The following is a 19,367-nucleotide window of genomic DNA, read 5'->3' on the forward strand; positions in this document are numbered from 1 at the left end:
CCAGAAGATAGCGTGTTGGTAGCAAGCGATGGATGTTAAGACACTTTTCACATGCTATGATTTCCCGCAATGCATTACGGATGGGCGGCAGTATCTTGAGCGTGGCGCGGGTAGGCGGTTCCATCATAGGCGGTATCCGGCTGTGCGGCGTCGCTCTGCTGTTGGCCGTTGCCAGTCTTAACCCCCATGCCTGGGCCGCCGGGATGGAGCGGTGGTCCGGCCTGGCGGAAACCGTGTTCCAGAATTATGGCCGCGACCAGGGGCTGCCCCATCCGGTGCCCACCGCCATCGTGCAGGACCATGACGGCTTCATCTGGGTGGGGACTCAGGGCGGCCTGTCGCGCTGGGACGGCTATCGCTTCAAGAGCTATATCGCCGACCTGGCCGTGCCCGGCAGCCTGCCCAGCGACTTCGTCAAAAGCCTGTTCGTCGACGCCGATGGCCGCCTCTGGGTGGGCACCAACAGCCTGGCGCTGTACGACGCCGCCAGCGACCGGTTCGAGACCATTCCCCTGGGCGCCATCAACGGCCGGCCGGATATCGGCGCCATCACCGGCGATGGCGATCACGGCCTATGGGTCGGAACCGAGGACGGCCTGCGCCACCTGGACATCGCCAGCAAGGCCGTGACCGTGCTGCGCGCCGGCACGCCGGAGGCGGGCGGCATGCCTGGCGGCCGGGTGCAGGCGGTGTTGCGCGATAATGCCGGCGGCCTATGGGTGGGCACGGCGCAGGGCGTGGCGTATCGCGCGCCGGGCGCGCCCGCGTTCACGGCCCTGCCGCTGCCCGAAGCCACAGGCGCCGACACGCCGCGCGCGAACGTCTCGGTCCTGTTCCAGGATGAAGAGGGGCGCGTCTGGATCGGGACCATCCGCCAAGGCCTGTTCGTCATCGACGGGCCGGGTGCCTCCCCCCGCGCGGTGAACCCCGCCGCGACCGAGCTGACGGGCTGGATCTCCGCCATCTCCGCCGCGGGGCCCCATGAGATCTGGGTGGGACTGCGCAACCGCAGCATCGTCGCCATCGACACCCACACGGGCGTGATGCGCCCCATCCGCCATGACCGCACCCAGCCCAACAGCCTGGCCCACGACGACATCTGGGCGCTGATGCGTGACAGCGCGGGATCGCTGTGGGTCGGCGGCACCGGCGGCCTCAGCTACCATCCCCACGACAGCGGCCTGATCGTCACCGTGTTCGGCGGCAGCCGGCCGGAAGGCCTGAGCGCCAGCGACGTGTTCGCCGTCATGTCAGCCCGCGATGGGAAGGCTTGGCTGGGCTATTTTGATGGCGGCGTCGACGTGGTCGACCCGTTGGCGGGGCGGGTGGCGGCCTTGCGGCCCGATCCCCGCCGCCCTGAGGATGCGCTGCCCACGGACATCGTCTACTCCATGGCCCAGGATGGGGAGGGCCGGGTCTATATCGCCACGCGGCGGGGTGTCTACCGTGCCGACCCGGCGGCGGCGTCCGTGCGCCGCGTGGCCCTGCCCGGCCGCGACGCCGCCGCCCCGACCATGACGACCGTCATTCGCGATGGCGTGTTATGGGTGGGCGGTGAGGAGGACGGGCTGCACGCCTACGCCCTGGACGGACCGGACGGCACGCCGGCCGGCCTGGTGTTCGGCAATGCCCCTGGCGACCAGGACCGGCTTTCCGACCGGACCATACGGACGCTGCTGGCCGGACCGGGAAAGAGTATCTGGGTCGGCACCCGCAATGGCCTGAACCGCGTCGACCTGGACACCGGCAAGATCGAGCGGATCCCCCCGCCCCCGCGGACCCCGAGGGCCTGCCCGACCCCTACATCTCCAGCCTGTTGTTCGACCGCCAGGGGCGCCTTTGGGTGGGCACCTTCGGCGGGGGCCTGGCGCTGATGACCGGGCGCGACGCGGATGGAAAGGCGCGCTTCCGGCACTTCGGCGTCGCCCAGGGCATGCCCCACGCCAATGTGTGCAGCCTGCAGATGGATGGGGAGGGCGTCATCTGGGCCGGCACCGACGACGGCCTGGCGCGCATCGATCCGCAGACGCTGGAAATCCGGGCGGTGCGCCGGGCCGACGGGTCCGCCTTGGTGGACTATTTCGTGGGCGCCAGCGCCGCCACCTCGGCCGGTGAGGCGCTGTTCGGCTCCAAGGGCGGGTTGACCGTGGTGCGTCCCGGCACCCTGCCCGCCTGGCGCTTCGCGGCCCCCGTCGTCATCACCGACCTGCGGGTGGGCGGCCAGCCCTATCCCGTCGGGCGCCTGCGGCAGGACGCGCCCCTGGTCCTGACCCCCGAGACGGACAGCCTGGCGGTGGAGTTCGCCGCCTTGGACTACACGTCGCCAGGCCGCAACCTCTACGCCTACCAGCTGGAGGGCTATGAGTCCGGCTGGGTGAAGGCCGACGTGACCCGCCGCCTGGCGCTGTATTCCAACCTGCCGCCGGGCAACTACACCCTGCGCCTGCGGGGCAGCAACCGCGACGGCCTCTGGACGGAACGCGAGCTGGCCCTGCCGCTGCGCGTGACGCCCGCCTGGTATCAGCGCCTGTGGGTGCGGTTGCTGGCCACCGGGCTGTTGGTGCTGGCGGTGGTGGTGGTGGTGCGGTGGCGCACCCGTTACCTGCGGCGGCGGCAAGCGGAACTGGAACACCAGATCGCCGACCGCACCGCCGACTTGCGCGCCGCCAACGACCGCCTGCTGCACCTGGCCACCACCGATCCGCTGACCGCCTGCGCCAACCGCCGCCATTTCATGGAGCGCGCCCAGGACATGGTGGCGCTGGCCAACCGCCATGGCACCCCCCTGACGCTGGCCATCCTGGACCTGGACGACTTCAAGCGCGTGAACGACACCCACGGCCATCCCGGTGGCGACGCCGTGCTGGCCGCCGCCGGCCGGATGATCGCCAGCCATGTGCGCGGTACCGACCTAGTGGGACGCATTGGCGGGGAGGAATTCGCCCTGGTGATGCCCCATACGGCGGCCCAGGGTGCCCGCCTGCTGGCCGACCGCGTGCGCCAGGCCATTGGCGACAACTGCGTGCCGATCGAGGGCGGCGGCGCCATCCGCATCACCGCCAGCCTGGGCCTGGCCGAACTGCGCCACGGCGAGGGGCTGGACGACCTCTACGCCCGCGCCGACGCCGCCCTGTACCGCGCCAAGGAGGCCGGCCGCAACCGGGTGGAAATGATCCAATCGGCGGGGTAGGCGCCAGACGCCCCCGATAGTCCCGGCGGTTGCCCCGCGCGGCGTTTATGTTACCGTTATCAGGAAGGCCGCCGGCTCCCATGCCGGGATCGAGCCCATAAATGAAACGGGAGGATAAGCGTGCCCCTACCCCTCAACCGCCGCGCCATGCTGCGCGCCGGTGCGGCCCTGGTGACCGCCCCCTATTTCTGGGTTCCGGCCCGCGCCGACGACGGCATCTGGTTCACCCGGACGACGGAGCCATTCGTGGAGATTGAAACCACGGCGGGCCGCGTGCGGGGTGGACACGACCGGGGCGCGCTGGCATTCAAGGGCATTCCCTACGCCGGTCCCGTCTCAGGCAGGAACCGTTTCAAGGCCCCGCCCAAGGTGGCGCCGTGGACAGGGGTGCGGGACGCGACACGCCTCGGCCCGCCGGCCCTGCAAGGGCCGGGCACCACCTATGGGGAACGGGAACCCGCCTACAGCGAAGACTGCCTGGTGCTGAACGTCTGGACCCCGGCGGTGAACGACGGCGCCAGGCGGCCGGTGATGGTCTATTGCCACGGCGGCGGCTTCACCACCGGCAGCGGCGGCCAGCGCATCCAGGACGGCGCCCGCCTGGCCGCGACCTACGATGTCGTGGTGGTGGCCACCAACCACCGGCTGGGTCTGCTAGGTTATCTTTACCTGGGGGACCTGGGGGGTGCGGACTACGCCACCTCCGGCAACCAGGGCATCCTCGACATCATCGCGGCATTGGGCTGGGTTAAGGACAACATCGCCACCTTTGGCGGCGACCCCGGCAACGTCATGGTGTTCGGCGAGTCCGGCGGCAGTGCCAAGACCTGCGCCGTCATGGCCATGCCGTCGTCACAAGGGCTGTACCACAAGGCGGGGCTGCAAAGCGGCCATCTGCTGCGCGGACTGCCGAAGGAGGTGGCGGCGGAAACGACCCGGCGGGTACTGGCCGCGCTGGACATCGCGCCCAAGGATTTCGCCAGGCTGCACGACGTGCCGGCCGACAGGCTGCTGGCCCTGCAACTGGCCGCCGAAAAGGGCCAGGGCCCCCTGACCGTGCCGACGCCCCAGTGGCAGGCCAGCCATCCGGCCGCCCGGCCCAGCCTGGCGGCCCTTCGTGCCGCCCAGCCGGGTGGGTGGGGCCCGGTGGTGGACGGAACAGTCCTGCCCCATGATCCTTTCGATCCGGCGGCACCCGCCATCGCGGCCGGCATACCGCTGTTGATCGGCACCATGCGGGATGAGGCCACGTTCTTTGAGCGTCAGCATCCGGCGTTTTTCCACATGGACGCCGCCGGTCTGGACGTCCATATGCGGGGCGCCCTGGGCGACGACGCGGATCGCGTCCTGGCCACCTACCGCCGGACCCGGCCCGACGCCACGCCGGTGGAACAGGGCATCGCCATCGAGACCGCCATCAGCATGGGCAACGGTGCCGTCGCCATCGCCGACCGCAAGGCCGCGCAACCGGCCCCCGTTTATCGCTATCGCAACGACTTCCCGTCCAACATCGCCATCAAGGGCACGGACTGGACCTTGCGCGCCGGCCACGCCACCGACATCTCCGTCACCTTCCTGAACACGGAAATGCCGGACCTGCAGGGCGACGGCCCCGGCTTGGTGGAGACATCCAAGGCAGTCAGCGGCTATTTCACCAGCTTCGCCCGCAGCGGCGTGCCAACCGCCGCCGGCCAGCCCACGTGGCCCCGGTACGACATCAAGGATCGCGCCGTCATGCTGTTGAACAGCCAGTGCCAGGTGGCCCTGGACCCCGACGGTCCGGAACGGGAGATGTGGCAGGCGATGGGGGTGTGACGCCCCCAGGCGCGACTGTCAGGCCGCCCCCAGATCCGCCCGTTCGTACAACGGCCGAATTTCGATCTCGCTGGGGCCCATCATGGGGTTGGGGCAGCGCCTGACCCAGGCGACCGCCTCCTCCATATCCTTGACGTCCCATAGCCAGAAGCCGGCGACCAATTCACGCGGATGGGGAAAGGGGCCGTCGATCACCGTGCGATGGGGCCCATCGAAAGCGACGCGCTTGCCCTGCGCGCTGGGCTTGAGGCCGTCGGCCATGACCAGGATGCCGGCCTCACGCAGCTCATCGTTGAAGCGGCCCATCGCCGCCATCATCGCGTCCATCCACTCCTGGGGCGGCAGCCCCTTCTCGCTGTCCTCGGTCGCCTTCACCAGCACCATCACGCGCATGGCCAGTCTCCTTGTTGGGCCAGTCTCATTGAGCCAACCTCATTGAGATTGAGCCGGGCCGACGGCCTGGCACCGGAACGACGAACGGGGCAGCGGCAAACCGACGCGCTCGAGCAATTTTTCACTGGACCGGCCGTCGGCATCCCCGTGCCACCGGTTAAAATGAAAACCAACATGAACCCCACCGGGACCACCGTTTGGAGGGGGCAGCGCCGTGCCTGGCCATGGCGACGCGCTGGCGCAAATGGTCTGGACCCATATCCATCTGGTGGACAAATCATTGGAACGCCCCCCCAGATGCCCGCCGATGCGCCAAAATCCCGAAATCGTCCGGCAACGGTCCCAAGGGGGGCTTTCCTGGGAGCCCCTGGCTCAGCCCGGTCACGGTGGACGGAAAACGGGCAACCAATAAAATGGTGAGGTTTTACGTGAAAAGCAGGCTTCCGCGCACACCCAACCGGCTGGACCCCATTCCGGGTAGCCGCAGCCTTGACGAGCAGACGCTGGCGATGATCGTATCGCTGGCGTCGGAGGTGACCGTCCTGCGCGCGCGGCTGGACACTTGTGAGCGCCTGCTGGTGGCGGCCCGGGTCCTGGCGCCGGGCGCCGTGGACACCTTCTCACCCGACGCGGCGGCCCAGATCGAACGGGACGCCCTGCGCCAGCACACCCTGAACAAGGTTTTCCGGCCCCTGCAAGAGGCGGCGCTGGCCGACGTGGCGGCAGCGTCCCACACGATCGCTGGCAAGGAGATGCAGGCATGAGCGGTATCGCCAAATCCCGCGCCACCCTGGCGCATCCCATGATCGCGGTTCCCACCCACGATGAGCTGGTGGAACAGCTGTTCATCCGCGACCTGAAGCTGTTCGTGGGCCAGACGCTGGAACCGGCGCAGCAGAAGATCGCGGCGCAGATCGTGCCCACCATCGCGGGCAGCGGCAGCAACAGCCCGGTGGATGACCTGCGCCACCGCATGCAGTCCTTCGAAAGCTTCACGACCTGGCTCAGCCTGAAGCGCGAGTCCCAGCGCCAGCTATGGGCCGCGGTGGAGAACTGCGTGGAACGGCAGGCCGACGAGCTGGAGGCCCTGGCCGCGGTGGATGCGCCCAAGGGCACCCTGACGCTGAATCCGGACTTCGTGGCGCCCGAGTACGTCACGCGGGGCGACATCCACCTGATGCCCGGCGGCAACGCGCATGACGATGGGTCGGTGCTGCAGGGCGCGGTGATGGACCGGGGCGGGGCGGTCTACATGCTGGGCCGCAACGGCGGCATGCTGAACGACCTGCGCGGCCATACCGCCATGGCCCACCTGCTGACCGTCGCGCCGGACATCCGCCCCGGCCGCATCCTGGACATGGGCTGCGGCATCGGCACGAGTACCGTTCCGGCGGCGACCTGCTTCCCCGAGGCGGAGGTGCACGGCATCGACGTCGGCGCCTCCATGCTGCGCTATGCCCACGCCCGGGCCGAGCATCTGGGCGCCGCCGTCCACTTCTCGCAGCAGAGCGCCGAACGAACCTCCTTCCCCGACGCCTCCTTCGACGTGGTCTACAGTTGCGTCGTGCTGCACGAGACCTCACCGGAAGCCGCCATCAACATCCTGGCGGAAAGCCGCCGCCTGTTGCGGCCGGGCGGGATCGCCATCCATCTGGAGGTGCCGCTGCTGCACACCCTGGGCGACATCTGGCAGGAGCTGTCCTCGGAACTGGAGGCCCAGTTCAACAACGAACCCAACTGGCGCGGCGCCCTGACCGCCGACTATGGCCAGTTGATGCGGGCCGCCGGCTTCACCGACATCCGCACGGGCTATCAGGCGACAGCCTTCAACGGCCGCAACGCGCCCCGGAAATTCGGCGACACGTCGGAGGGCGTCTTCCGCTCCTGGTTCGTCGCGTCGGGACGGGCATGATGGCCAGGGACGTCATGATCAAGGGGGACGTCACGATCAAGGGCAAGACCCGCCGGCGCGCGGCGCTGCTGCTGGCGGCGGCGTGGCTGGCCGGTGCCGGCCCCGCCCTGGCGGCGGAGGCCCCGGCGCCCCAGCGGATGTCCCTGGCGGAGTTGCGCCAGCGGGTGGGCGCCCCCGGCGACCATTACGCCGATTTGGGCGGCGTGGAGGTACGCTACCGCGATGAGGGCAAGGGGCCGGTGCTGCTGCTGCTGCACGGGTCCAACGGCACGCTCAACGCCTGGGACGGCGTGGTCGCCCGGCTCAAGGACCGCTACCGCATCATCCGCTTCGACCAGCCGCCGGGCGGCCTGTCGGGCCCGGTCAGCGACGATGCGGCCCGCACGGTGGGCACGCCCGAGGCCCTGGTGGCGAGGCTGCTGGACAAGGTGGGCGTGGACAAGGCTGCCGTGTTCGGCACCTCCAGCGGCGGCACGCTGGCCTATTATTTCGCGGGGACCTATCCGCAGCGGGTGACGGCCCTGATCCTGGCCAACACCCCGGCGGACTCCGTGGCGGAGGCCAAGATACAGACGACACCGGCGCTGGACGTCGAAATCGCCCGGGCCAAGGCCATCGGCTATCGCGACCTGCAATACTGGCAAGTCTACATGTCCTACCTGTGGGGTGAGCCCAAGCGCCTGACGCGGGAAACGGTGGAATATTCCTACACCACCGGCCTGCGGGCGCCGGAGCCCAACCCTTTCGTCCTGTTCGCCCTGACCGCCAACAAGCAACTGACCATGGACCATCTCAGCGCCGTGCGGGCGCCGGTCCTGATCCTGTGGGGGCGGCGCGATCCGGTGCTGCCCCCCGCGGCGGAAACCTCCCTTTACAACTACCTGACCGGCGCGGAAAGCCGGTCGGTGGTCTGGCTGGACACCGCCGGCCACTTCCCGGCGCAAGAGGTGCCGGAGCGCGTGGCCGACCTTGTGGACGCCTACCTCCGGCGGGACCAATAGGCCGCCGGCGGCGATAGAGCGCAAAAATAAAAACGGCCTTGTGCAGACAAATTACCGTTTGAAACCAAAGGACAGGGCGCCGTGAGATTTGGCAGGATTGGGGGGGTGGCCGGCGCTTGCGTCGGTCTGTCCCTGGCATTGTTCCTCGCATGGTTCGTTCCAGCCAAGCTGGGCTGGTTCGCCACCGATCGCGCGACGGCGATCGCGCGATACGCGCAGGCGCCGGCGTCCCGGTTCATCACCGTGGACGGCGTGCCCCTGCATGTCCGGGTGGAGGGCAAGGGGCCACCCGTGCTGCTGCTGCACGGCAGCGGCGTCAACCTGCACGAATGGGACCCGCTGGTGGAACGCCTGTCGGACCGCTACACCCTGATCCGGGTGGATTGGCCGCCGTACGGCCTCAGCGGCCCCAACCCCCGGGGCTACACCACCGCCGAGGCCGCCCGGCTGGTGGGCCTGATGCTGGACCAGTTGGGAATTGGCCCCCTGGCGGTGGTGGCGACATCCAACGGCTGCAATGTGGCGCTGCAGTTGAATGCCGATAACCCCGACCGCATCCGGGCCATGGCCTTTTCCATGCTGCCACTGGAGCGCCCCAGCCAGACCCGCCAGGTCGACTGGCGGATCCGCTGGATGCTGGCGTTCCACAACGCGGTGCTGCCCGACTACCATCCGCGGTTCTTCTACACCCTGGTGCTGCAGGACACCTCCCACCCCGGCTGGACGGTGCCGCCCTACCTGGCGAGCATCATGTACGACATGGCCAACCTTCCCGGGGCCATCGCCAACCAGCAGGCCTACCTGAAGTCCAATGTGGTCCTGTTCCGCACCACGGACGTGGGCGCCAGTGCCGGCCTGGTCCGGGCACCCGTCCTGCTGCAATGGTCGGATGAGGACACGGTGATCTCGCAAGGCGCCGACGCGTCGGTGCGGCGGTTCACCGGAACCCAGGTTAAGCTGATCCACTACCCCGGCATCGGCCACTGGCCGATGTGGGAAACGCCGGACCGGTTCGCCGCCGACCTGGGCGATTTCCTGGACGCGCTACCGCCGCCAGCGGCGGCACCTTGATGGCCGGCCCCGCCCATCGTTCGGGCCCGGCACGTGAAGAGGCGAGGCACCCCGCCGGGGTGCCCGCCGCAGTGGGAGACATGCGGTGACGACGATGATTTCCGAAGAGTCCCTGGCCCCCGTCCCCGCCGCCGCCACCGGCCAGGCGGATTATCCCAGCCGGCGCACGGCGTGGTGGACCGTCACCGTCCTGTTCCTGGCGGCCATCGTGTCCATCATCGATCGCGGTATCATCAACATCGTCGTGGACCCGGTCCGCCATGACCTGGGCCTGGCCGATTTCCAGATCGGCCTGTTGCAGGGCCTGGCCTTCGGCCTGTTCTACGCCACGGTGGGCATCCCCCTGGGCCTGATCGCCGACCGCGTGTCCCGGCGCCTGCTGGTCACCGTCGGCGTGCTGGTGTGGAGCTTGGCCACCATCGGCGGCGGCCTGGCGGCGACCTTCGGCGAACTGTTCGCCTCCCGCCTGCTGGTGGGCCTGGGGGAGGCGGCGCTGGGTCCGGCGGCGGTATCGCTGATCGCCGACCTGTTCCCGCCCCATCGCCGGGGCAAGCCGCTCAGCCTGTTCCTCACCGGCCAGGCCGTCGCCAACGGCATGGCCATCTCGCTGACCAGCTTCATCATGGCCGCCGCGGCCAACGGCCGCTTCGCCGGCATTCCCCTGTTGCAGGATGCCGCGCCCTGGCGCGTGGCCTTCATCGGCTGCGGCACCCTGGGCCTGGTGGTGGTCGCCATGATGCTGATGACCCGGGAGCCGCCCCGCCGTGGCGTCCAGGGGGCGGCGGACCCCACCTCGCTGGCCGACAAGCTGTCCTTCCTGAAGCGCAACGGCGCCGTCTTCGCCCCGCTATATCTGGGTTTCGCCCTGTGCTTCATGGCGGCCTATGCCGCCGCCGCCTGGTCGCCCGCCATGCTGACACGGGCCTTCGGGCTGGGACCGGCGATGATCGGCGCCTGGCTCGGGCCGTTCTCCATGACCTTTTCCTTCCTCGGACCCTTGGTGGGGGGCCTGTTGATCGACCACTTCGCCCGCCGGTCTCTCGCCATGGCCAAGTTCGGCATCCTGATGGTCGGCCCCTTGCTGGCCATTCCATCGGCGCTGGCCGTGTTCGTGCCCGGCCCCGTCCTCGCCATGTTCCTGGTGGCCAGCAGCAGCGCCATCTTCGCCGTGCTAGGGGCCACCACCTTCGCCACCCTTCAGTCCATCGTGCCGCCTACCATGCGCGGCAGCGCCATCGCCTTGAGCGGGCTGGTCAACACCATCATCGGCGCCACCCTGGGCCCGCTGCTGGTGGCGACGCTGACCGACCACCTGTTCCGGAACCCGACCATGGTCGGCTACTCCATCGCCATCGTCGTCGTCCCGGCGTTGCTGGGCGGCAGCGCCCTGTTCGTGCTGGCCCGGCGCGGCATGGTCCGCCAGCGCCAGACGGGCGGTGAGGCCACCACCATGCTGTTGGCCTCGGAGGGCCAGAGGGTGGGCCCGTACCGCTGAAGGCCGGCACGACCGGCGTTCCCCCACCAAGGCATCCACGCCGCCTTCCCCGTGAACGAGGTAGCCTCAATGACCCAAGCCGCCACCGCCCCCGCTGGCGTCGTCACCCTGACCGTCGAGCCCGCCACGCCGCAGGCCCTGGCCGCGTTCGGCCGCGTCCTGGGCCGCACCGCCGATGTGAAGCCCGTCCCGATCGATTTCTACAAGGGCCGGGTGCTGATGCGCTATCCGGTGGAATTCGCCTGCGAACACCCGGTGGACCTCAGCCTGGCGACCGTGGACATCCGCCCGTCGGAGGTGCGCTTCATGGAACGCCACTTCCAGCACACCCAGACCTTCATCCCCCTGGCCGGGAAGCCCTTCGTTGTCGTGATGGCGCCGCCGTCCGACGGCGACATGCCGGACCTGGCGCAGGCCCGCGCCTTCCTGTTCGATGGCAGCGCCGGGTTCACCCTGCACCTGGGCACCTGGCATGAGTTCCCGTTCGCGGTGGAGGACGCGACCGACGTGGTCGTCATCCTATCCAGCCAAACCGGCTACGACCTGCACCAGCGGAACGCGGTGACGGAGGAGGCCTTCGGGCCCGACCTGGACAAGAAGGACATCCTGGCCCGCACGGGCACGTTGATCCGCTTCGTCCAGCCGGCGGCGGCACGGGCCTGACAACGGCCCTTTGGGGCTCTCACAATCCGAGAAAAAGGAACAGGGATGATGGAACGCAAGAACCAGGAAAGGGTCAGGCGCGCCCAAGGCAGCCAGCCGACCATATTCAAGGACGCCACTACCGACGCGCTGGGCGCCATGGTGATGGCGCTGTTGGGCGAGGTGATGGTGCTGCGCGACCGGCTGGACGCCCACGAACGCCTGGCCGGCGGCTACGGACCCGCGGACGTCGACGCCTTCCGCCCCGATCCGGCGGCGCGCGCCTATCGTGCCGCGTACCGGCAGTTGGCCTATGACCGTGTCCTGGGCGTGGCCCGGGACAAGCTGCTGCCGGACAGCCTGAGGGAACAGCGCGACTATGAGACCGTGCTGGACGACGTGACGACGAACTGACCCTTTCCTGGAAGGATGCATCATGACCGACCATTTCGGACACGCCGTCATGCCGCAGGCGACGCATGACGAACAGGCGATGGAAGACCACTTCCTGGCCATGCGCCTGTGGACCATTCAGAACATGGACCCGCTGGACAAGCGGCTGGTGAACGAGGTGATCGTTCCCGAGATCGAGGCGAAGACAGGCGCGCGCCCCAAGTCCAGCGCCCAGATGCGGGCGACGCTGGAAGACCACCCCTTCCACCAGTACTGGCTGTCCCTGAGCTTCTTCTATCAGGACCAGATTTGGCGCACCCTGGGCGCCAGCGTGGATCGGCAGTACGACACCCTGGCCCGCGCCGTGACCGAACAGACGGCGGCGCCGCGCGGCTCCCTGACGCTGGACCCGGACTTGGCGATTCCCCGCTACATCGCGGCGTTCGACCACCACCGCATGCCCGGCAGCTACCATGTGGACACGTCGGACGCGGATTTCCGGGCGGGTGCCCTGTATGACCGCTTCGCCTCGACCTATCTGCGCAACCTGAACGGCGGGTGGAAGAACGACGGGCGCGGCCAGACCCTGGTGGCCCACCTGCGCGACTTCTATCCCGACCTGAAGCCCCGCCGTATCCTGGATCTCGGCTGCTCCGTCGGGCACAGCACCGTGGCCATCGCCGCCGCCTTCCCCGATGCGGAGGTGCATGCCATAGACGTGGGCGCGCCCATGCTGCGCTATGGCCACGCCCGCGCCGAAGCCATGGGCCAGGCCATCCATTTCAGCCAGCAGAACGCGGAGCGCACCCGGTTCGAGGATGGCAGCTTCGACCTCATCACCTCCTCCGCCCTGCTGCACGAAACCTCGGCCGCCGCCATGCGCAACATCTTCGCGGAATGCCATCGCCTGCTGCGGCCGGGCGGGGTGATGGCCCATGTCGAGGTGCCACCGCGCCATGAGCACCTGGGGCTCTGGGAGCAGATGCGCTGTGACTTTGAATCGCACTACAATAACGAGCCGTTCATGGCGGCGCTGAGCCGCGTGGACTATGTCGCCACCAGCGTCGGCGCCGGTTTCAAGGGCGAGGACGTCATCGTCGGCTATCGCAAGGGCGTCGCGGAGGCCCGTGCCAACCGGGATGATTTCTTCACCCAGGGCGATCCCCAGGGCCGCACCCTGCTGGGCAGCTGGTACGTCTGTTCCGCAGTCAAGAGCACCAGGTTGAACTGACAGCGGCGTTCCGGTCCCGATGATGACAGGAGGCCGCGGCATCGTCCCGGCCTCCCTTTTTTTTCAAGTCACGACCACGTCCCCGCCGCGACTTGTCCGAACAAGCGAACTGAGCATCCATCTAGCGGTCAGCGGCATCCTCGGCATTGCTTTGCCCGGCCTCACAATTAATCCTCAAACACAATTCCGGCGCAAGACCGAGGAAAATGGGAAATCTGGCAGTTTTCCCAACAGGAGCGTTTCACCCGCTGTTTGTGATTCAGTGAATTACGCGGCGGCACTAATAAGAATTAGCAGCCTGAAGAGAGTACTCAAAAAACTGGGAGACTTCCGTGGTCAACAAAACGAAGCGCAACGCGCTGATCGGCGCCTCTTTATTCAGCATTTCCACTGCTTCCGGCCTCACCATCGCCGCACCGATGGCCTATGCTGCCGCCGAAGCCGCCGCCCCGGCGGAGGACTTGGGGGAACTGCAGGAAATCGTCGTCACTGCGCGCAAGCGGTCGGAAGACGTGCTCAAGACCCCCGTCGCCGTCAGCGTGCTGACCAGTGACGCCATTGCGCAGCGGGGCGTCGTCTCGGTCAACGACATCGCCGACCAGACCCCCGGCATGAACGTCACCAACAACGCCGCCGGGCGCAGCGACCGCTCCTTCCAGCAGATGGTCATCCGCGGCTTCGCCCCGGCCATCGTCGACATCACCACGGTCGCGACCTTCATCGACGGCGTGCCCGTCAGCTCCGCTTCCGCGCTGACCACCATTTCGGATCCGGAACGCGTCGAAGTGCTGAAGGGGCCGCAAAGCGCCTACTTCGGCCGCAACACCTTCGCCGGCGCCTTCAACGTGGTGAACAAGGTTCCCACCGATGAATTCCACGGCAGCGCCAGCGTCATGGTGGGCACCCGTGACAACTACCGCATGAGCGCGGCCCTGGAAGGGCCCATCGTCGGCGACAAGCTGACCTTCCGTGTCACCGGCGACCGCTTCTCCAAGAGCGGCTCCTATGAGAACGCCTCCAACCCCAGCCAGACCCTGGGCGACCAGTCCACCACCAGCGGCACCCTGATGCTGGTGTTCAAGCCCATCGAGGGCCTGACGATCAAGGCCTTCGGCCTGCTGTCGAAGGATGACGACGGCCCCTCCGCCCAGGGCCTGATCTCCGCCTACACGGTCACGAACGCCGCGGGCAAAGTCGTGGTCCCGGGTCAGTCCAACTGCAAGCTGAACGGCAACCCCACCTTCTGCGGCACCGCGCCGTCGCTGGCCTCCGGGACGCCCTCGGCCTCCACCCTGACCGATGGCTACATCAAGAATTTCCTGTCCCTGCCCAACGGACGCTTCCTGTCGCCTTCCGATGGCACGCAGGGCTACGGCTTGGTGCGCCATTTCTACCACGGCCACCTCGCGGCGGATTACGAGATCCCCGACACCGACCTGACCGTCAGCTATCTGCTGGGCGTGAACAGCGAGACCTACAGCGCCCTGGTCGACCTGGACAATTACGGCGACACCTCGATCCCGAACAACGGCTTCGGCTCCATCCCGGCCGGCGCCCGCAGCTACTTCGACTATCCCTACCTGGTCGAGCGCAAGACGGACGACTATTCCCAGGAACTGCGCCTGGCCTATGACAGCGGCCCCCTGCGTGTCACCAGCGGCGTGAACTTCATCGACGCCTGGTCGCAGTCCGGCAACGGCGGCGGCAACGGCGCCCTGGGCAAGACCGCCTTCTTCAGCGCCAACGGCGAGACGCGGTCGCGCACCTCCAGCGCCTTCTACGGCATCACCTACCAGGTGACCGACGCCCTGAGCCTCAGCGCCGAGGGCCGCTACCAGATCGACAAGCTGTTCGCCTATGCGCCGCTCACCGGCTACACCGCGACCAACAGCGCCTTCGTGCCGGCCGGCTACTATCCCGGCGGCTCGCTGATGCTGAGCAAGTCCTATGAAAACTTCATGCCCCGCTTCATCGCGCAGTACCAGCTGAACGATGACCTGATGACCTACGCGTCCTACGCGAAGGGTGTGAACCCAGGCCGCTTCAACACCAGCTTCATCTCCTCCTCCGCCGCCACCCAGCGCGCGGCGGCGGCGGCCGGCCTGAAGGTGCAGGTCGACCCGGAAGAAGTGACCAATTATGAGATCGGCCTTAAGGGCCGGCTGTTCGATGGTCGCCTGCGCTTCACCCTGGACGGCTACTATGCCCAGTGGCGCAACCAGATCAATTCGCTGAACCTGTCCGGCATCGATCCCGTCTCCAACTCCGCCTTCTCCATCACCAGTTACGACAACACCGGCAACGTGGACCTGAAGGGCATCGAGTTCGACGGCACCTACGCGCTGACGAAGCGGATCGCCCTGAACCTGGGCGCGGCCCTGGTCGACACCGACATCCAGTCGTACCGGTCGACCGCCATCACCAAGCTGACCGGAATCACCGACTTCAGCGGCAAGGAGATGCCCAACACCTCCAAGTACTCCGCCAACGCCGGCCTTCAGTACAACGGTGACCTGAAGGGCTGGACGGACGGCACGTGGTTCGCCCGCGCCGACTACATCTACAAGTCCGGTGTGTGGTCCAACGCCGCCGACATCGTGAAGACCCCGGATCGCCACACGGTGAACGTCCGCCTGGGCGCCACCCAGGGCGACATCTCCGCCGACGTGTTCGTCAACAACCTGTTCGACAACACGACCCCCACGTCGATCAGCGACCAGTTCATCTTCACCAACAATTTCGCCTACACCAGCACCCTGTCCGCGCTGGTGGTCGGCCTGCCCGAGCGCCGCACGTTCGGCCTCCAGGTCCGCTACAAGTTCTGATCCCCGACACCCGGCGGACGGCTGCCAAGGCGCCGTCCGCCCTTTTCTTCCCCGGCCCCGCCGGGGTCGGCATCGGAGCGCCTTTTCCATGAGCGTCGCCATCACCCGCGGCTATACGCATGGCCGGTACGGCCAGGTCCACTACCGCGTCGCCCGTCCGGCGGGCCCGGCGGTCGGCCGCCCCCTGATCCTGTTCCACCAGAACCCGTCGTCCTCCTTCGAATACGAACCGCTGATCGCCGAGATGGCCACGGACCGCGTGGTGCTGGCGTTGGACACGCCGGGCTACGGCATGTCCGATCGCCCGCCGGCGCCGCTCACCATCGCCGGCTACGCCACGGCGATGATGGAGGTCTTGCCGGACCTGGGCGTGACGGCCGCCGAAGGCTGTGACGTCTACGGCTTCCACACCGGCGCCCTCCTGTCCATCGAGGCGGCGCTGGCCCGGCCCGACCTGGTGCGCCGCGTCGCCGTCACCGGCATGCCGATGCGCACGGCGGAGGAAGCCGCCGCCCTGCTGGAGGTCGCCCATACCGCCCCGCCCCTGGATGAGGCGGGTGAGGTGGCGCTGGGCATGGCCAAGCGCCTTTGGGACTATGTGGTCACCGCGCGTGCGGCCGGGGTTCCCCTGCGCCGTGCCGCCGACAACTGGGTCGACAAGCTGCGCGTCCTGGACCGCAGCCAGTGGGCCTATGTCGCGGTGTGGAGCTACCAATACCAGCCCCGCCTGCCGCTGGTGACGCAGCCCGTGCTCGTCCTCCAGCCCAACGAGGACATCCGCGACCTCTCCCTGGCCGCGGCCGCCCTGCTACCCGACCACCGCGTCGTCGAGATGCCGGAATGGAACCGGGATATCTTCGACCTTCCGGCCGCCGTCACCCGCATGGGTGTCGAGCTGCGCCGGTTCCTTGACCAGCCTTGATCCCTGATTGTTAGGAGTTGCCAATGACCGCCCTCGCCGCCGTGCCGCCGCAGAGCGCCCTGCCCATGGCCAAGATCTCCCACTCGGTCATGGAGCCGGACTTCCTGGCCGCGGAAGTGGCCCGGCGCTACGCGATCGCCGGTCCCGTCAACGCCTTCCTGCTGTACCGGGGCATGAACGACGTCTACCTGGTCCAGGGGGCGGAGGAGCGCTACGCCCTGCGTGTCTGGCGCAAGACCTACCGCGGCGTGGATGAGGTGGCGACGGAGCTGAACTTCCTGGACTATCTGCGCCAGCAGGGATTCCCCGCCTCCGCCGGCGTGCGCACCCGGGATGGGGAGCTGTACTTCAAGCTGGACTCGCCCGAGGGGCCCCGCGCCATCGCCCTCTACGACTGGGCGCCGGGCAAGAAGTTCACCGAGCGCCTGGACATCGCCAATGCCGAGCGCATCGGCGCCCTGTTCGCCCAGATGCATCTGCACGGCATCGCCTACAATGGCGGCCGCCCCTTCCCCACCGACAACCTGGTGCGCTTCAAGGTCACCGTTCCGGCGCTGCTGAACTTCGTCTACGACCGGCCGGACGACCTGCGGGACTACGCCATCATCAGCGAGCGCCTGGCGCAGCGCCTGATCGACATCCGGTCCGACGACGTGCCCATGGGCATATGCCACTGCGACTTCCACTCCAGCAACGTCCACGTCGCCGATGACGGGCGCATCACCTTCCTGGATTTCGACGGGACGGGTGAGGATTACCTGATGCAGGACGTGAAGAACTTCGTCTGGGGCAATCTGTTCTACGGCTTCTCCGAAAGCTATGGCGAAGCGTTCGAGCGGGGCTATGAGACCGTCCGCCCGTTCACCAAGGCGGAGAAGGAGCATGGCGAGCTGTTCCTCATGACCAAGGCCTTCCGCCTGGTCGCCGGCATGGCGGAATCCTCCGCCGCCGTGGGCCGCGGCACCCTGCGGTTCCGCAACCTGGATTGGCTGGGCGACTACATCAAGACCCGCGCCCGGCCCCTGGGCCTGCTGTGACGGATGCCGCGGGCCGGACGGGGGCTTGTTCCCCGCCGGCCTGCGCCGCCGGCCCCCGGAGCTTTTCCCCCAAGGTGTTCCATGGATGACTTGAGTGCCCAGATCGCCGCCCTCATGGCGGACGACGACGCCCTGTTGCAGGGGCTGCAACGCGGCGGTCCCATGAACCTGCCCCGGGCTTATGAGATCATGGAGCGGTTCGGGGTCGACGGCCTGGTGCTGGGCGATCCCCTGAATGTCTTCCACGCGCTGGGCTATTGGCCGCAGATCGGGACCACCCGGCAAGGCCAGCCGCCCACGACCTTCGCCATCCTGACCCGCGACCCGCGCCAGGCGCCGGCCATCGTCACCTCTCATTTCATCTACTATTACACCTTCGTCGACGGCGGCCCGCGCGAGGGCGTCGCCGCCTACCTGTTCCAGGACGCGGGCGATGAGGGGCCCGGTGGCCTGGGCCCTGATGGCACGCGACTGGAGCGCACGGCCAGCCCCTGGCCCGGTCTGTTCGCCGACAAGGGTGCTGCCCCCCTGACCGAGGTCGAGGAACGGCGGCGCGACCGCACCGACGCCGCCCTGCGTGACCGTCCCTTGCTGGCGGACAGTGGCGGCGCCCTGGTTCGGGCCTTGCGCGACCTGGGCCTGTGGTCCGGCCGGCTGGGCTATGACCATGACGTCGTCCGCATGGTGTGCGAGCGGCATGAACGGCCGGGCGACCTGGTGCCGGCGGACAATCTGATGCGCTGGATCCGGGTGGTGAAGTCGCCCCTGGAACTGGCGCTGATGCGGCGCGGCGCCCAGGCCAACGCGGCGGCGGTGGACGCCGTCATCACCCAGGTGCGCGCCGGCGCCAACTACCGCGACCTGCGCCGGCTGTTCGCCGTGGAAAGCGCCCGGCGCGGCAACCGCGCCGTCTTCATGACCATCGACCGCGTCTCCTCCGACCTGCCCACGTCGGACACGGTGCGTGATGGCCAGTCGCTGTTCTTCGACGGCGTCGGCCACTTCCAGAACTACCACGGCGACTATGCCCGCACCGTGTTCGTGGGCGAGCCGGCGGCGGCGGCGGTCCGCGCGGCCGACGCGGCGCAGGCCGGCTGGAAGGCCATCCGCGAACAGCTGCGCCCCGGCCTGCGCCTTTCCGAGGTCAGCCGCATCGGCCTGGAAACCCTGCGCAAGTCCGGCGCGGGCGACCTCGTGACCTTCGGGCCCCACAGCGTCGGCCTGATGCACACGGACGAGCCGGGCGAGGTGCGCGGCGGCTTCTACGGCAAGAACGACCTCGTCCTGGAAGAGAACATGATCCTGAGCGTCGACTGCCCCTCGCTGGACACCGGCATCGGGGGATCGGTGCACATCGAGGATTTGGTGGTGATCACGCGGGACGGCGCGGAACCCATCCATCCCCTCGGCAAACACGTCATCACGATTTGAGGCTTGCGC

Annotated in this window: 16 protein-coding genes; 15 read left to right on the forward strand and 1 reads right to left on the reverse strand. The window is 68.3% G+C overall.

The window, feature by feature from the left end:
• Positions 1 to 80: 80 nt before the first annotated feature.
• The 3 genes from ULB03_RS14045 to ULB03_RS14055 all read left to right on the forward strand — a co-directional run bounded on the left by ULB03_RS14045 (position 81) and on the right by ULB03_RS14055 (position 5,005).
• On the forward strand, positions 81 to 1,874 hold the full coding sequence (locus tag ULB03_RS14045) for a ligand-binding sensor domain-containing protein (RefSeq protein WP_322483703.1): 1,794 nt from the start codon (positions 81 to 83) through the stop codon (positions 1,872 to 1,874).
• Positions 1,817 to 3,190 carry a GGDEF domain-containing protein gene (locus ULB03_RS14050; protein WP_416211133.1) on the forward strand — a complete coding sequence of 458 codons (1,374 nt, stop codon included), beginning with the start codon at positions 1,817 to 1,819 and terminating at the stop codon, positions 3,188 to 3,190. The genes ULB03_RS14045 and ULB03_RS14050 overlap by 58 nt, the downstream gene beginning before the upstream one ends.
• Before the next feature lie 120 nt (positions 3,191 to 3,310).
• Complete coding sequence (locus tag ULB03_RS14055; RefSeq protein WP_322483705.1) at positions 3,311 to 5,005, forward strand: carboxylesterase/lipase family protein; 1,695 nt, start codon at positions 3,311 to 3,313, stop codon at positions 5,003 to 5,005.
• An 18-nt stretch (positions 5,006 to 5,023) separates the two neighbouring features.
• On the opposite strand, the gene ULB03_RS14060 is transcribed toward ULB03_RS14055, so the two are convergent.
• On the reverse strand, positions 5,024 to 5,398 hold the full coding sequence (locus ULB03_RS14060) for a YciI family protein (protein ID WP_322483706.1): 375 nt from the start codon (positions 5,396 to 5,398) through the stop codon (positions 5,024 to 5,026).
• Positions 5,399 to 5,826: 428 nt separating this feature from the next.
• Here ULB03_RS14060 and ULB03_RS14065 point away from each other — a divergent pair, with 428 nt between their 5' ends.
• The 12 genes from ULB03_RS14065 (at position 5,827) to ULB03_RS14120 (ending at position 19,358) form a co-directional block, all read left to right on the forward strand.
• Positions 5,827 to 6,162: a hypothetical protein gene (locus ULB03_RS14065; RefSeq protein WP_322483707.1), complete on the forward strand. Its 336-nt coding sequence runs from the start codon at positions 5,827 to 5,829 to the stop codon at positions 6,160 to 6,162.
• Positions 6,159 to 7,310 (forward strand): class I SAM-dependent methyltransferase, encoded by a 1,152-nt coding sequence (locus ULB03_RS14070; RefSeq protein ID WP_322483708.1) that lies wholly within the window; start codon positions 6,159 to 6,161, stop codon positions 7,308 to 7,310. Before ULB03_RS14065 ends, ULB03_RS14070 begins: the two co-directional genes overlap by 4 nt.
• Positions 7,307 to 8,311 carry an alpha/beta fold hydrolase gene (locus ULB03_RS14075; protein WP_322483709.1) on the forward strand — a complete coding sequence of 335 codons (1,005 nt, stop codon included), beginning with the start codon at positions 7,307 to 7,309 and terminating at the stop codon, positions 8,309 to 8,311. Before ULB03_RS14070 ends, ULB03_RS14075 begins: the two co-directional genes overlap by 4 nt.
• Positions 8,312 to 8,416: 105 nt before the next feature.
• Positions 8,417 to 9,382, forward strand: coding sequence for an alpha/beta fold hydrolase (locus tag ULB03_RS14080; protein ID WP_322483710.1), 966 nt, complete (start codon positions 8,417 to 8,419; stop codon positions 9,380 to 9,382).
• Between the two features lie 94 nt (positions 9,383 to 9,476).
• On the forward strand, positions 9,477 to 10,877 hold the full coding sequence (locus ULB03_RS14085; protein ID WP_322483826.1) for an MFS transporter: 1,401 nt from the start codon (positions 9,477 to 9,479) through the stop codon (positions 10,875 to 10,877).
• A 69-nt stretch (positions 10,878 to 10,946) separates the two neighbouring features.
• Positions 10,947 to 11,540, forward strand: a complete 594-nt coding sequence (locus tag ULB03_RS14090; RefSeq protein ID WP_322483711.1) for an ureidoglycolate lyase — start codon at positions 10,947 to 10,949, stop codon at positions 11,538 to 11,540.
• A gap of 45 nt (positions 11,541 to 11,585) precedes the next feature.
• Positions 11,586 to 11,933, forward strand: coding sequence for a hypothetical protein (locus tag ULB03_RS14095; protein ID WP_322483712.1), 348 nt, complete (start codon positions 11,586 to 11,588; stop codon positions 11,931 to 11,933).
• A gap of 22 nt (positions 11,934 to 11,955) precedes the next feature.
• A complete protein-coding gene (locus tag ULB03_RS14100) occupies positions 11,956 to 13,143 on the forward strand; it encodes a class I SAM-dependent methyltransferase (protein ID WP_322483713.1) in 1,188 nt (395 codons plus the stop codon).
• 332 nt (positions 13,144 to 13,475) lie between these two features.
• Positions 13,476 to 15,968, forward strand: coding sequence for a TonB-dependent receptor (locus tag ULB03_RS14105; protein ID WP_322483714.1), 2,493 nt, complete (start codon positions 13,476 to 13,478; stop codon positions 15,966 to 15,968).
• An 88-nt stretch (positions 15,969 to 16,056) separates the two neighbouring features.
• The gene (locus ULB03_RS14110) at positions 16,057 to 16,890 is read left to right on the forward strand and encodes an alpha/beta fold hydrolase (protein ID WP_322483715.1); all 834 of its coding nucleotides are present in this window, start codon (positions 16,057 to 16,059) and stop codon (positions 16,888 to 16,890) included.
• Positions 16,891 to 16,913: 23 nt separating this feature from the next.
• Positions 16,914 to 17,927: a phosphotransferase enzyme family protein gene (locus ULB03_RS14115; RefSeq protein ID WP_322483716.1), complete on the forward strand. Its 1,014-nt coding sequence runs from the start codon at positions 16,914 to 16,916 to the stop codon at positions 17,925 to 17,927.
• Between the two features lie 81 nt (positions 17,928 to 18,008).
• A complete protein-coding gene (locus ULB03_RS14120; RefSeq protein ID WP_322483717.1) occupies positions 18,009 to 19,358 on the forward strand; it encodes a M24 family metallopeptidase in 1,350 nt (449 codons plus the stop codon).
• Positions 19,359 to 19,367: the final 9 nt, after the last annotated feature.

The organism is Nitrospirillum goiasense (assembly GCF_034427435.1).
Taxonomy (GTDB): domain Bacteria; phylum Pseudomonadota; class Alphaproteobacteria; order Azospirillales; family Azospirillaceae; genus Nitrospirillum.

Bases quoted from the DNA above. Each gene is read 5' to 3' on its own strand.
- ULB03_RS14045 (WP_322483703.1), top strand. From the start codon at position 81: ATGGGCGGCAGTATCTTGAGCGTGGCGCGGGTAGGCGGTTCCATCATA.
- ULB03_RS14060 (WP_322483706.1), bottom strand. From the start codon at position 5,398: ATGCGCGTGATGGTGCTGGTGAAGGCGACCGAGGACAGCGAGAAGGGG.
- ULB03_RS14070 (WP_322483708.1), top strand. From the start codon at position 6,159: ATGAGCGGTATCGCCAAATCCCGCGCCACCCTGGCGCATCCCATGATC.
- ULB03_RS14075 (WP_322483709.1), top strand. From the start codon at position 7,307: ATGATGGCCAGGGACGTCATGATCAAGGGGGACGTCACGATCAAGGGC.
- ULB03_RS14085 (WP_322483826.1), top strand. From the start codon at position 9,477: ATGATTTCCGAAGAGTCCCTGGCCCCCGTCCCCGCCGCCGCCACCGGC.
- ULB03_RS14090 (WP_322483711.1), top strand. From the start codon at position 10,947: ATGACCCAAGCCGCCACCGCCCCCGCTGGCGTCGTCACCCTGACCGTC.
- ULB03_RS14095 (WP_322483712.1), top strand. From the start codon at position 11,586: ATGATGGAACGCAAGAACCAGGAAAGGGTCAGGCGCGCCCAAGGCAGC.
- ULB03_RS14100 (WP_322483713.1), top strand. From the start codon at position 11,956: ATGACCGACCATTTCGGACACGCCGTCATGCCGCAGGCGACGCATGAC.
- ULB03_RS14110 (WP_322483715.1), top strand. From the start codon at position 16,057: ATGAGCGTCGCCATCACCCGCGGCTATACGCATGGCCGGTACGGCCAG.
- ULB03_RS14115 (WP_322483716.1), top strand. From the start codon at position 16,914: ATGACCGCCCTCGCCGCCGTGCCGCCGCAGAGCGCCCTGCCCATGGCC.
- ULB03_RS14120 (WP_322483717.1), top strand. From the start codon at position 18,009: ATGGATGACTTGAGTGCCCAGATCGCCGCCCTCATGGCGGACGACGAC.